An 11941-nucleotide genomic window follows, 5' to 3' on the forward strand; every position below is an offset into this window, starting at 1 on the left:
AGTGTAGGCGGCGCCACCCCCGCAACATTGACAGCCCGCACGGCGTTTCGGACGTTGGCGCGTTGCGCGCGGCAAGGGTCGGTTGCGCCGCACCGCTGCGCGAGGTCCTTCATTGACGATATTCCAAAGCCATCCGGTCCCAGCCGTCTCGGACGCCAGCAACTCTGGTGTTGCGCTGATCGCGCTGTCCACGGCGCTGCCACCCAATGTCCTGCATCAGGCAGAAGTTCTGGAGCGCTCTCGCGCGCTGTTGGGGCAGCGGTTCGCCCAATTCGACCGGCTCGCGCCCGCCTTCCTCAACGCTGGGATCGAGACGCGACATTCGGTCGTGCCGATCGACTGGTTCACCGAGCCTCATGGTTGGGTCGAGCGGACGGAGGCCTACGTCGCGGGTGCGACCGAACTCTTCATCGAAGCAACCGAGGCCGCGTTGACACAGGCCGGACTGGGTGCGGACCAGATCGATGTGATCGTCACCGTTTCCTCGACCGGGATCGCGACGCCGACTCTGGAAGCACGGGCCGCTGCTCGTCTGGGTTTCAGGCCGGACGCGATGCGCGTGCCGGTGTTTGGACTGGGCTGCGCGGGCGGTGTCTCGGGCCTTGCGATCGCGCGTGATCTCGCCGCGTCACGACCGGGCCAGAACGTGCTGATGGTCACGGTGGAGACCTGCACGCTGCTGTTCCGGCAGGACCGATTGGCCAAGGCGGACATCATCGCGACCGCGCTGTTCGGCGACGGCGCGGCGGCGGCGATCTTGCGCGGCGGCGACCGTGGCACGGGGGGTGGCCGATCGCTGGGCACGCTGGGCCGCGGCGCGCAACACATGTGGCCGGACAGCCTGAACATCATGGGATGGTCGGTCGAGGAAACGGGTCTTGGCGTTATCTTCGACCGCTCGATCCCTTCCTTCGCCGAGGCAGAACTGGCGGACGCAGTCGACAGCGTCATGGGCGGCATGGGTCTGACACGAGCGGATCGTTTCGTGTGCCACCCCGGCGGGGCGAAGGTGATCGAGGCGATCGAGACCTCGCTCGCGCTGCCGACGGGCATGTTGGATGCCGAGCGCCGCGTGTTATCACGCACCGGCAACATGTCGGCGCCGACGGTCCTGTTTGTTCTGGAGGAGGCGCTTCAACGGGACGCATCCGGGCAACTGGTTCTGCTGGCCTTGGGACCTGGGTTCACGCTTTCCGCGCTGCCGCTTCGGACATGAACACTGCCGCACTCGCGTTCATCGCGTTTCTGATCGTCCAGCGACTGGCCGAACTCGTCATTGCCAGGCGCAACACCGCGCGGCTTTTGGCGCGCGGCGCAGTCGAGCATGGCACCGGGCACTATCCTCTTATTGTTGCGCTTCACACGGCTTGGCTTGCAGCGATCGCGATCTTCGGAGTGGACGAGGCGATCCAGCCGTTCTGGCTGATCCTGTTCATCGTGCTGCAAGCCCTGCGGGTCTGGGTGCTGATGACCCTCGGCTCTCGCTGGACGACGCGCGTGATCGTCCTGGACGAGCCGCTGGTCCTTGGCGGACCCTTTCGTTTCCTGCGTCACCCCAACTACACTGTCGTCGTCTGTGAAATCTTTGTCGCGCCGATGGTCCTCGGCCTCTTCTGGGTTGCCATTGTCTTCTCGGTTCTCAATGCCGCAGTCCTCACCATTCGGCTGCGGGTCGAAGAAGGCGCGCTGCGTCCGCTGCGGCGCGCGGACTGATTGTCAATCGCTCATCCCGGCCCTAAGAAACGGGCCACAGCCAAGGGAGCCGCGATCATGACCCAGACCCGCACCGAAACCGACAGCTTCGGACCTCTGGAAGTCGATTCCAGCAAATACTGGGGCGCGCAGACCCAGCGGTCGATCATGAACTTCCCGATCGGCTGGGAACGCCAGCCTGTACCGATCATCCGCGCGCTTGGCGCGATCAAGCTGGCGGCGGCCCGGATCAACCACCGCGACGGCAACCTGTCTGATGAGATCGCGAAGGCGATGGAACAGGCTGCGACAGAAGTCTTCGAAGGCAAGTTCGACGACAACTTCCCGCTGGTCGTCTGGCAGACCGGGTCGGGCACGCAGTCGAACATGAACGCAAACGAGGTCATCTCGAACCGAGCGATCGAGATCCTCGGCGGCGAGATGGGTTCGAAAAAGCCGGTCCATCCGAACGATCACTGCAACATGGGCCAGTCGAGCAACGACACCTTCCCGACCGCGATGCACGTGGCTATCGCCATGCAGGCGCGCGACGTGCTGCTGCCGGGACTGGAAAAACTGGCCGCCGCGCTGGAAGCCAAGCGCGATGCGTTCAAGGACATCATCAAGATCGGCCGCACCCACACGCAGGACGCGACGCCGCTGACCTTGGGGCAGGAGTTTTCCGGCTATGCCCACCAGGTCCGCATGGGCATCGAGCGGGTGAATCTGTGCCTGCCGCAGATCTACGAGCTGGCGCAGGGCGGCACGGCGGTCGGCACCGGCCTGAACACCCGCAAGGGTTGGGACACCGACATCGCGGCCGAGATCGCAACGATCACCGGTCTGCCTTTCGTTACCGCGCCTAACAAGTTCGAGGCGCTGGCGGCCCATGACGCGATGGTCTTCTTCTCGGGCGCGCTCAAGACGATCGCCGTGAGCCTGTTCAAGATCGCGAACGACCTGCGGCTGCTGGGATCGGGTCCCCGCTCGGGTCTGGGTGAGTTGATCCTGCCGGAGAATGAGCCGGGCAGTTCGATCATGCCCGGAAAGGTCAATCCCACTCAGGCCGAGGCGCTGACGATGGTCTGCGCGCACGTGATGGGCAATGACGCCGCGGTCACCATCGCCGGCAGCCAAGGGCATTTCGAGCTGAACGTCTACAATCCGATGATGTCCTACAACGTGTTGCAGAGCATGCAGCTTCTGGGTGATGCGGCAGGCAGCTTCACCGACAACATGGTTGTCGGCACCGAAGCCAACACCGCCCGGATCGAGAAGCTGATGAAGGAATCGCTGATGCTGGTGACCGCGCTGGCGCCGACGATCGGCTATGACAATGCCACCAAGGTCGCCAAGACCGCGCACAAGAACGGCACCACGCTGCGCGAGGAAGCGGTCAATCTCGGCTTCGTCAGCGAAGAGGATTTCGACCGCATCGTGCGCCCCGAGGACATGATCGGCCCTAAAGGCTGAATCACTAGACTGCTCTTTCCTTTGCTGCATTGCTGGTCTGCGCGGGGTAAGCTGGCGCCATGGCGCGGATCATCAATCTCAGACAGGCCCGCAAGCAGCAGGCTCGTGATCGCAAGCGAACGGACGCCGATGCGAAAGCGGCTCGACATGGCGAGACCAGGGCCGTCCGCGAAGCACGACAGGCCGAGGAACAGCGGATGGCACGCGTTTTTGACGGTCACGCGCGCGAGGACGCGGCGCAGGACGGATCCGGCGATGATTGACCTGCCGCCCATCTCGGCGCCGGTAAAGCGTTCGGTGACGATCAACGGTCACCGAACCAGCGTCTCGCTGGAAGATGCTTTCTGGACCGCCCTCAAACGCGCGGCCGACCGACACCAGATCACGCGCGCAGCGCTCGTCTCGCAGATCGATCACCGGCGTCCGCCGGATGTCGGATTGGCCACGGCGTTGAGGCTTTTCGTACTGGCCGAGGCTGGGGACTCCGCTGTGCGCGAGAAGGCGGAGCGCCCAAATTAACTGTTGTCGCCCTTACAGGGCAGTGTTAGCGCTCGGCGCGTTCTGACAACCGACCCGCGGACCTGACCTTGATCAAATCCATTCTGCTCCGCTTGTACGGATATTATGCACGATTTCGTATCAACGTCTTGGCGGCGTTGGCCTGGTGGAAAACGCGCAAGCAGAAACCGGTCGTGCATTTCCAGACCGCGCGACAACCAGGTCAGCCCATCCTTTTGGCTGCGCTTTACGAAAAGGGCGTGCTGCGTCCCGACACGAGGCGTCTGATCGAAGCCGCACGCGAGCGCGGTGCCTACGTCCTCGTATCGAACACGATGCGGATCGCGGATCTAACGCAGCTCGATGGCCTGGTCGACTGTTATATCGAGCGCCCCAACTTCGGCCGCGACTTCGGCAGCTACAAGACGGCATTCACGCATCTGTTCGAACAAGGCTGGCATCAGGACTGCCCCCGCCTCCTGATGCTGAACGACAGCATCTTCTACACCAGCCAGGGGTTGGACGCGTTTCTCGACGCGATGTTCGGTTCTGAACAGGACGTGCTGGGAAGCACGGAGAATTTCGAGCATGAGTATCATCTAGGCTCTTTCTGCATCTCGATGTCAGGCAGGGTCCTGCGCGATCCGCGCTTCAGAAAATACTGGAACGACTACACGCTTTCGGACATCCGTCCCACGGTCATCCAGACTGGCGAGTTGGCCTTCAGCCGCGTGCTCAAGGCCTGCGCCGCATCACCGACACAGATCAGCGCCCTGTTCGGTGCATCGCGCTACATCAAGACGATCAGCAAGGACGACGAACTGGTCGATTTTACGCTGACAAACCATCTCGTATCGCCACGCAACCCCTGGCGAAGGGTGTCGCCGCAATCGACGATCGCGAGTCTGCTGGTCAATCACTTTGCCAGCGTACCGAGCCTTGCGCAGCAAAGCGATCTCATGCGCCGGGCCCGCATCGCTTCTGCGAACCTTGCCGAAAGCCCCTCTAGCCGGGTCATCGCGACCGGCGGAGCAGGCTCTGACCCGAGCCTTGACGTTCAGCCGGTGGGACCCGGAGGATCCGACAGCCAGATGATCATCGGAACGATCGCGGATATGCGTCAGCTTCTGCGCCGCGAGATGGCCGACGACGACCCCCGCGCTGACCGTCTTCTGCACGACTACGTCATCGGCGCGCTGAGCGAGGTATTTCTGCATGGCAGCCAGATCCACCAGAACGCGATCGTCCTGTTGAAGATGGGGTTGCCGATCGTGAAGCTCGACGGCCTATATCGCGGCATCTTCAACGTCGTCGACATGCATCGGATATCGTCGCAGCTACCCGAGGATGAGGCAGCGGAACTTGAAGGGCTGCTGCTTGAGCGCCCCTATGGCGGCGACACCTATTACGGCTGGCGCAAGATGGCCTACCGGCTGGGCTATCTATGATGCCTGCCGAAAATGGTCGACCGCTGGTCTGTTTTATTCATGTCCCCAAAACGGCCGGCTCAACCGTCAACAAGCTGTTGAAGGATCGGATGAACGGCTTGGCGCATGCGCAGTCGCTGCTGACCGACCATGACAAGCTGGTCGAAAAGATAGAGGAGGTCGATTACCTCTCGGCCCACCTCACCTTTCGCAGGTTCCGCAAGGCGGTACACGATGCGACCGACCGTCCCCGACGCTTCTATACGTTGATCCGACGGCCGAACCGTCAGGTGATGTCGCACTATAACTGGCTGATCGAGATCTTTCACCGTTCGCCGGCCTTCTATGACGGCCATCCGCCCGAGATAAAGGCGATGTCGGAATCGATCCGCAACGCTGACAACAGCGATCCCGCAACGGTGATCGCCCTTCTGAAGCAGCACGCCGGTCTTTTTCTGAACGTGCAGTCGAATTACGTCGTGCCGGGTCCGCGGCGGGACCTGTCTGACGACGAGCTACGACACCTTTTGCGGCCCTACGTCCACATCGCTACGCAGGACGGCCTTCCGCAACTGGTTCGCAAAATGACCGGCGAGGATTTCCTCGAAGGGACGAGGGTCAACAGTTCATCCTATCACTTCGATCCAGCAGTCTTCGATTCGCCGGAGATTCTGGCTTTCTTGGAAAAGCGCAACGCGCGTGACGATCAGCTCTATAGGATCGTGGCCGAGGCAGAGGCCTCAGGTACGCGCATCGCGCCGCAGAAGTAATCGCGGGCTTGACGCGACTGGCGAGCGCCTTGGCGCTTGGCGTCAGGCTGAAATAAGGATGATGGTGCGGTCGAGAAGACTCGAACTTCCACTCCGGTTAAGGAACAGCGACCTCAACGCTGCGCGTCTACCAATTCCGCCACGACCGCACGTTCGGGCATCGCGCGGGGTGATAGCGACTTGCGCGGCGCTTGAAAAGAGGACTTTTGTCATTTCGACGCGGAAGGAGCGATGACATGGACGGAGTGGGCCGCGAAAGCGACGGCGCGACAGTCGCGAACGAGCGATCAGGCTCGCTGGACGTCGAATGGACCGTTGCTCCGGGGCTGACCGACTATGACGAGGCCGTTGCCTTCATGGAAGCGCGGGTCGCCCGGATCGGCGCGGGAACGGCGCCCGAACTGGTCTGGTTCGTCGAACATCCGCCCCTTTACACGGCGGGAACCAGCGCGCGCGACGCCGACCTTCTCGACGCGCGCTTTCCCGTTCACACCGCGGGCCGCGGCGGACAATACACCTATCACGGGCCTGGACAGCGGGTCGTTTACGTCATGCTCGACCTGAACAGGCGCGGCCGGGACGTTCGCGCTTTCGTGGCGGCCCTCGAGGGTTGGGTCATCGACGCGCTGGCCGAATTCGGCGTGACGGGCGAGGTTCGTCCCGGCCGCGTCGGTGTGTGGGTGCAACGCCCCCAGAAACCGCCTCTGGTCGACGGCACTGTGCGCGAGGACAAGATCGCGGCCATCGGCGTCAAGTTGCGTCGCTGGGTCAGCTTCCACGGGATTTCGATCAATGTCGAACCGAACCTCGGCCATTACGACGGCATCGTGCCTTGCGGCATCTCGGGCCATGGCGTGACCAGTCTTGTCGATCTGGGCCTGCCGGTGACGATGGACGACCTTGATCTGTCGCTGCGGAACACGTTCACGCGAAACTTCGGATCATAGCCCCATGTGCGACGTTTTTACGGTTTTTCTGACACGATGGGCCATGCTACCCAAGTCTTGAGGGAGATGGATACAGCCCGCGAGCCAATCCAAGGAAGGACATCATGAAACTCACTATGATCGCGCTGGCCGGCGTCGCATTCGCGGCCCCCGCCTTTGCCCAGGACGCCAGCGTCGGCGAACAGGAATTCCGCAAGTGCAAGGCTTGCCACATGATCCAGGACGATGCCGGGACCGACATCGTCAAGGGCGGCAAGACCGGACCCAACCTTTATGGCGTCGTCGGCCGCGCGGCAGGGTCCCAGGAAGGCTTCAACTATTCCGACGCGCTGATCGCCTTGGGCGAGGCAGGTGAAGTCTGGACCGAAGAAGATCTTGCAGCCTACATCACCGACCCGAACGCTTTCGTGCAGGAAAAGACCGGGGACGACTCGCTCAAGACCAAGATGACGTTCAAGATGCGCAAGAATCAGGCCGACGTCGTGGCGTTCCTCGCCGCGAATTCGCCTGATGCGGCTGCAGGTGGCGATGCGGCGGCCGATGGCGCCGAGGCGGAAGCCCCCGCAAGCAACTGATCCCGCACGGAACCGCAGCGCCACAAGCGTCTGAGGACGGTTCCAATGCGGATCAAGACTGGTGCGCTCCGACGGATTTTCATATTCTGTCGGGGCGATGTGTTTTAGGGCGACAGCTTATTGCTGCGCCATGCACTGTCGGCTAGAAAGATGCCGCATTCGTCGGCCCCTGCGGCCGGCGCGACGACCCAGAGGGAGACCGCCCATGGCAGACGCTGCCGCCCATGCCCACGACGCGCATCATGACGAGCGCGGGTTCTTTACCCGCTGGTTCATGTCAACCAACCACAAGGATATCGGCATCCTGTACCTGTTTACGGCAGGTCTGGTCGGTCTGATCTCCGTCAGTTTTACCATCTATATGCGGATGGAACTGCAGCATCCGGGCGTGCAGTACATGTGCCTCGAGGGTGCGCGCTTCATCGCTGACGCAACCCAGGAATGTACCCCGAACGGCCATCTGTGGAACGTGATGATCACCTATCACGGTGTTCTGATGATGTTCTTCGTGGTAATTCCCGCGCTGTTCGGCGGCTTCGGCAACTATTTCATGCCGCTGCAATTGGGCGCGCCGGACATGAGCTTCCCGCGTCTGAACAACCTGTCCTACTGGATGTATGTGGCCGGCGTCGCGCTGGGCGTGGCTTCCCTGCTGGCGCCGGGCGGCAACCAGCAGCCCGGTTCGGGCGTCGGCTGGGTTCTGTATCCCCCGCTGTCGACGACCGAGGGCGGCTATTCGATGGATCTGGCGATCTTCGCGGTCCACGTCTCGGGCGCGTCTTCGATTCTCGGCGCGATCAACATCATCACCACCTTCCTCAACATGCGCGCACCGGGCATGACGCTCTTCAAGGTGCCGCTGTTCGCCTGGTCAGTCTTCGTGACCGCATGGCTGATCCTGCTGGCCCTTCCGGTTCTGGCCGGCGCCATCACCATGCTGCTGATGGACCGCAACTTCGGGACCAACTTCTTCAACCCGGCCGGCGGCGGCGACCCGATCCTGTATCAGCACATTCTGTGGTTCTTCGGTCACCCCGAGGTCTACATCATCGTGCTGCCGGGCTTCGGCATCATCAGCCACGTCATCGCGACCTTCTCGAAGAAGCCGATCTTCGGCTACCTGCCGATGGTTCTGGCGCTGATCGCAATCGGCGTGCTGGGCTTCGTCGTCTGGGCACACCATATGTATACCGTCGGCATGTCGCTGACCCAGCAGAGCTACTTCATGCTGGCCACCATGACGATCGCGGTGCCCACGGGCATCAAGGTCTTCTCGTGGATCGCGACGATGTGGGGCGGCTCGGTCGAGTTCAAGACGCCGATGCTCTGGGCGTTCGGCTTCCTGTTCCTGTTCACCGTCGGCGGCGTGACCGGCGTGGTCCTGTCGCAGGCGCCGCTGGATCGCGTGTATCATGACACCTACTATGTCGTGGCGCACTTCCACTACGTGATGAGCCTTGGCGCCGTCTTCGCGATCTTTGCGGGTGTCTATTACTGGATCGGCAAGATGTCGGGCCGCCAGTATCCGGAATGGGCTGGCAAGGTCCACTTCTGGGCGATGTTCATCGGCGCGAACCTGACCTTCTTCCCGCAGCACTTCCTGGGTCGTCAGGGTATGCCGCGTCGTTACATCGACTACCCCGTGGAGTTCGCCTACTGGAACAACATCAGCTCGCTTGGCGCCTATCTGTCCTTCGCCAGCTTCATCTTCTTCATCGGCGTTGTGTTCTACACCCTCTTCCGCGGTGAGCGCGTGACCCAGAACAACTACTGGAACGAATACGCCGACACGCTGGAGTGGACCCTGCCCTCGCCCCCGCCCGAACACACGTTCGAGCAGCTGCCGAAGCAGGAAGAATGGGACCACAAGCACGCCCATTGAGCGTGCGGGTGATCAAATCACGGCCCCGGAGCGATCCGGGGCCGTTTTGCGTAGCATCGAGGGAATTGGGGGCGCCAGATGCCCTATAGCTGGTCGATCGAGAATGGGGCGCAGGTTCTGCGGGCGAGGCCGCACCGATCCCTGCCCCGCAAGGGCTTCGTCTGGTTCATCGGCATCACAGCGGTCCTGTTTCTTCTGCCGCTCATGGCAGTCGTCGGGACCGTCGTTCTGTGGGGTCTTCTGCCCTTCATCGTCATCGCCGTCGCAGGTGTCTGGATCGGACTGGAGCGGACCTATCGCACAGGGCGAACCACCGAGATCCTACACTTGACGAGAGACAGCCTTGATCTGCGAAGAAGCGATGCGGGACGTGACGACCGGATCTGGCACGCAAATCCGTATTGGGTGCGCGCGATCCTGCGGCGCGGCCCGGTCGAAAGCTACCTGACGCTGACGGACGGCCAAAGGGAACTCGAACTCGGCTCGTTCCTCACGCCCGACGAACGGCGCAGCCTTCACGATGACCTGCTACGCCGCTTGGCCGACCTTCGCTGAGCGGGATCAATCGTCGTCTTCTACCTTGTCGGGCAGATCGTTGAGATCGGTCGAGGCGAAATCCTCGAGCTCATCCTCGCTCATCGAATCGTACATGTCCTTTGATGCGCCCTGAAGCTCGCTGACCTTCGTGTCACCGCGTTTCGCGGACAGAGCCGCACCGGCGGCGCGTTGCTGTGCCTTGGATTTTGCGGGCATGGTGATCCTCCTTGATTCACCCAGCCTCAACGCAACGATCGCTCAAAGGTTCGAAAAGGCCTCGCTCACATCAACCGCTGCTTGACCATCGGGCCGACGGCGCCAAAATCCATCTGGCCGGCATGGCGCGTGCGCAGTTCGCCCATGACGCGGCCCAAGTCGCGCAGCGACGTCGCTCCCAGGTCGGCGATCGCCTTGTCGATGGCGGTCTCGATCTCCGTCTCATCCAGTTGCCGCGGCAGGTATTCCTGGATGATCTTGATCTCGTCCAGTTCCTTCTCGGCCAACTCCAGCCGCCCGCCTTCTTCGTAAGCCTTGGCGGATTCCTGGCGCTGCTTCACCATCTTGGACATGATCGCGACCAGATCGGCATCGGTCAGCGCCTGTTCCTCGCCCACCTCGCTTCGTGCAGCGATCTCCCGGTCCTTCACCGCAGCGCCGATCAGGCGCAGCGTGGACAGCCGCGTCGCGTCCTTCGCCTTCATCGCCTCCTTGGTGGCGTGTTGCAGCCTTGCTCGCAGTTCCATGTGCGATGGTCCTCTGGCAGCCAAAGCTCGCCAACTAATGCTAGGAGCGCGCTTATTCAAGCCGGTGTCCACCTTGACCGCACGGCGCGAGGCCCCTATTCACCGGCAGATTTCAGAACAGCCCCGAGGTGCCGCCATGGCCGACCGCCCCACCGCCTGCCTCGTGCTCGCCGATGGCACGATCTTCTACGGCAAGGGTTTCGGCGCCACCGGTGAGGTGGTGGCCGAGCTTGTCTTCAACACCGCAATGACCGGCTACCAGGAGATCATGACCGATCCCTCGTACGCTAGCCAGGTCGTGACGTTCACCTTCCCCCACATCGGCAATACCGGCATCACCACCGAGGATGACGAGGCGCCCGAGCCCGTCGCCGCCGGAATGATCGTGAAATGGGACCCGACCGAGCCGTCGAACTGGCGCGCGATGGGCGATCTGCCCGATTGGCTGGCCAAGGGCGGGCGCATCGGCATGGGCGGCGTGGACAGTCGCCGCCTCACGCGTGCGATCCGGCTGCAGGGCGCGCCCCACGTGGTCCTCGCCCATGATCCTGACGGCAATTTCGACGTAGCGGGCATGGTTGCGCGTGCACGCGACTGGAAAGGGCTTGTCGGCCTCGATCTCGCAAAGGATGTGAGCTGCCGGCAAAGCTATCAGTGGCGTCAGGGCACCTGGGAATGGGGCGAAGGCTTCGGCGAGACCGCGGACGAACATGGTCATGCCCCCTTCAAGGTGGTGGCGCTCGATTACGGCGCCAAGCGCAACATCCTGCGCTCGCTGGCCGAGCAAGGGGCGGATGTCACGGTCCTGCCGGCCAGCGCAACCGCCGAAGAGGTTCTGGCGCATCAGCCCGACGGCGTGTTCCTGTCCAACGGACCCGGCGATCCGGCGGCCACCGGCGCATACGCGGTGCCGATGATTCGCGAATTGCTGGACCGCGACATGCCGATCTTCGGAATCTGCCTAGGGCACCAGATGCTGGCCCTCGCGCTTGGTGCAAAGACGGTCAAGATGAACCACGGTCACCACGGCGCGAACCATCCGGTCAAGGATGTCGAAAGCGGCCGCGTGATGATCACCTCGATGAACCATGGCTTCGCGGTCGACAGCCAGTCGCTGCCCGTGGGCGTGGTCGAAACGCATGTCAGCCTTTTCGACGGCAGCAATTGCGGCATCCGGGTCGACGGCAAGCCGGTGTTTTCGGTCCAGCATCACCCCGAGGCCTCGCCCGGTCCGCAGGACAGCCTCTATCTGTTCCGTCGCTTTGCCGATGCGATGCAGGTACGGCGGGACGCTCAGGCAGGCTGAAGCCCCTTGGGGCCGTCCACGCGGCGAACAGGCGCTTAACCCCTTCTTAACGGCTTTCGTGTCACCACGGGGCGACCAGAAGGGGAATCGC

The 11941-nt window shown here is 62.6% G+C and carries 14 protein-coding genes and 1 tRNA gene; 12 read left to right on the forward strand and 3 right to left on the reverse strand.

Annotation, left to right across the window (positions count from 1 at the left end; translation table 11 throughout):
* Nucleotides 1-112: 112 nt before the first annotated feature.
* The 7 genes from MLD63_RS12090 (at nt 113) to MLD63_RS12120 (ending at nt 5860) form a co-directional block, all read left to right on the forward strand.
* A complete protein-coding gene (locus tag MLD63_RS12090; RefSeq protein ID WP_255330165.1) occupies nt 113-1216 on the forward strand; it encodes a type III polyketide synthase in 1104 nt (367 codons plus the stop codon).
* The gene (locus MLD63_RS12095; RefSeq protein WP_255330166.1) at nt 1213-1713 is read left to right on the forward strand and encodes an isoprenylcysteine carboxyl methyltransferase family protein; all 501 of its coding nucleotides are present in this window, start codon (nt 1213-1215) and stop codon (nt 1711-1713) included. Before MLD63_RS12090 ends, MLD63_RS12095 begins: the two co-directional genes overlap by 4 nt.
* Before the next feature lie 57 nt (nt 1714-1770).
* Nucleotides 1771-3165: a class II fumarate hydratase gene (fumC, locus tag MLD63_RS12100; RefSeq protein ID WP_255330167.1), complete on the forward strand. Its 1395-nt coding sequence runs from the start codon at nt 1771-1773 to the stop codon at nt 3163-3165.
* A gap of 59 nt (nt 3166-3224) precedes the next feature.
* Nucleotides 3225-3428, forward strand: coding sequence for a DUF4169 family protein (locus tag MLD63_RS12105; RefSeq protein WP_255330168.1), 204 nt, complete (start codon nt 3225-3227; stop codon nt 3426-3428).
* Complete coding sequence (locus MLD63_RS12110) at nt 3421-3684, forward strand: ribbon-helix-helix domain-containing protein (protein WP_255330169.1); 264 nt, start codon at nt 3421-3423, stop codon at nt 3682-3684. The genes MLD63_RS12105 and MLD63_RS12110 overlap by 8 nt, the downstream gene beginning before the upstream one ends.
* A gap of 68 nt (nt 3685-3752) precedes the next feature.
* Nucleotides 3753-5111: a rhamnan synthesis F family protein gene (locus tag MLD63_RS12115; protein WP_255330170.1), complete on the forward strand. Its 1359-nt coding sequence runs from the start codon at nt 3753-3755 to the stop codon at nt 5109-5111.
* Between the two features lie 89 nt (nt 5112-5200).
* The gene (locus tag MLD63_RS12120) at nt 5201-5860 is read left to right on the forward strand and encodes a hypothetical protein (protein ID WP_255330171.1); all 660 of its coding nucleotides are present in this window, start codon (nt 5201-5203) and stop codon (nt 5858-5860) included.
* A gap of 62 nt (nt 5861-5922) precedes the next feature.
* On the opposite strand, the gene MLD63_RS12125 is transcribed toward MLD63_RS12120, so the two are convergent.
* Nucleotides 5923-6009 (reverse strand) — tRNA-Leu (locus MLD63_RS12125).
* 87 nt (nt 6010-6096) lie between these two features.
* Between MLD63_RS12125 and lipB the strand changes: the two genes are divergently transcribed.
* The 4 genes from lipB (at nt 6097) to MLD63_RS12145 (ending at nt 9819) form a co-directional block, all read left to right on the forward strand.
* A complete protein-coding gene (gene lipB / locus MLD63_RS12130; protein ID WP_255330172.1) occupies nt 6097-6807 on the forward strand; it encodes a lipoyl(octanoyl) transferase LipB in 711 nt (236 codons plus the stop codon).
* A 104-nt stretch (nt 6808-6911) separates the two neighbouring features.
* Entirely contained in the window at nt 6912-7382 is a 471-nt protein-coding gene (locus tag MLD63_RS12135; protein ID WP_255330173.1) for a c-type cytochrome, read from the forward strand.
* Between the two features lie 205 nt (nt 7383-7587).
* On the forward strand, nt 7588-9264 hold the full coding sequence (gene ctaD / locus MLD63_RS12140) for a cytochrome c oxidase subunit I (protein ID WP_255330174.1): 1677 nt from the start codon (nt 7588-7590) through the stop codon (nt 9262-9264).
* 78 nt (nt 9265-9342) lie between these two features.
* Nucleotides 9343-9819, forward strand: coding sequence for a DUF2244 domain-containing protein (locus tag MLD63_RS12145; protein WP_255330175.1), 477 nt, complete (start codon nt 9343-9345; stop codon nt 9817-9819).
* Nucleotides 9820-9825: 6 nt separating this feature from the next.
* Here the strand turns inward: MLD63_RS12145 and MLD63_RS12150 are convergent, their stop codons facing one another.
* A complete protein-coding gene (locus tag MLD63_RS12150; protein ID WP_255330176.1) occupies nt 9826-10017 on the reverse strand; it encodes a DUF3008 family protein in 192 nt (63 codons plus the stop codon).
* A 65-nt stretch (nt 10018-10082) separates the two neighbouring features.
* A complete protein-coding gene (locus tag MLD63_RS12155) occupies nt 10083-10544 on the reverse strand; it encodes a GatB/YqeY domain-containing protein (RefSeq protein ID WP_255330177.1) in 462 nt (153 codons plus the stop codon).
* Between the two features lie 136 nt (nt 10545-10680).
* On the opposite strand from MLD63_RS12155, the gene carA reads away from it, so the two are divergent.
* Nucleotides 10681-11850 carry a glutamine-hydrolyzing carbamoyl-phosphate synthase small subunit gene (gene carA, locus MLD63_RS12160; protein WP_255330178.1) on the forward strand — a complete coding sequence of 390 codons (1170 nt, stop codon included), beginning with the start codon at nt 10681-10683 and terminating at the stop codon, nt 11848-11850.
* Nucleotides 11851-11941 lie beyond the last annotated feature (91 nt).

This window comes from Paracoccus albicereus, from assembly GCF_024359525.1.
GTDB classification, from domain to species: Bacteria; Pseudomonadota; Alphaproteobacteria; order Rhodobacterales; family Rhodobacteraceae; genus Paracoccus; species Paracoccus albicereus.

Excerpts from the sequence above, each read along its gene's own strand:
- MLD63_RS12095 (WP_255330166.1), top strand. The coding sequence starts at position 1,213 with ATGAACACTGCCGCACTCGCGTTCATCGCGTTTCTGATCGTCCAGCGA.
- lipB (WP_255330172.1), top strand. The coding sequence starts at position 6,097 with ATGGACGGAGTGGGCCGCGAAAGCGACGGCGCGACAGTCGCGAACGAG.
- MLD63_RS12155 (WP_255330177.1), bottom strand. The coding sequence starts at position 10,544 with ATGGAACTGCGAGCAAGGCTGCAACACGCCACCAAGGAGGCGATGAAG.
- carA (WP_255330178.1), top strand. The coding sequence starts at position 10,681 with ATGGCCGACCGCCCCACCGCCTGCCTCGTGCTCGCCGATGGCACGATC.
- MLD63_RS12110 (WP_255330169.1), top strand. The coding sequence starts at position 3,421 with ATGATTGACCTGCCGCCCATCTCGGCGCCGGTAAAGCGTTCGGTGACG.
- MLD63_RS12120 (WP_255330171.1), top strand. The coding sequence starts at position 5,201 with ATGAACGGCTTGGCGCATGCGCAGTCGCTGCTGACCGACCATGACAAG.
- MLD63_RS12150 (WP_255330176.1), bottom strand. The coding sequence starts at position 10,017 with ATGCCCGCAAAATCCAAGGCACAGCAACGCGCCGCCGGTGCGGCTCTG.
- MLD63_RS12105 (WP_255330168.1), top strand. The coding sequence starts at position 3,225 with ATGGCGCGGATCATCAATCTCAGACAGGCCCGCAAGCAGCAGGCTCGT.
- ctaD (WP_255330174.1), top strand. The coding sequence starts at position 7,588 with ATGGCAGACGCTGCCGCCCATGCCCACGACGCGCATCATGACGAGCGC.
- fumC (WP_255330167.1), top strand. The coding sequence starts at position 1,771 with ATGACCCAGACCCGCACCGAAACCGACAGCTTCGGACCTCTGGAAGTC.
- MLD63_RS12145 (WP_255330175.1), top strand. The coding sequence starts at position 9,343 with ATGCCCTATAGCTGGTCGATCGAGAATGGGGCGCAGGTTCTGCGGGCG.
- MLD63_RS12135 (WP_255330173.1), top strand. The coding sequence starts at position 6,912 with ATGAAACTCACTATGATCGCGCTGGCCGGCGTCGCATTCGCGGCCCCC.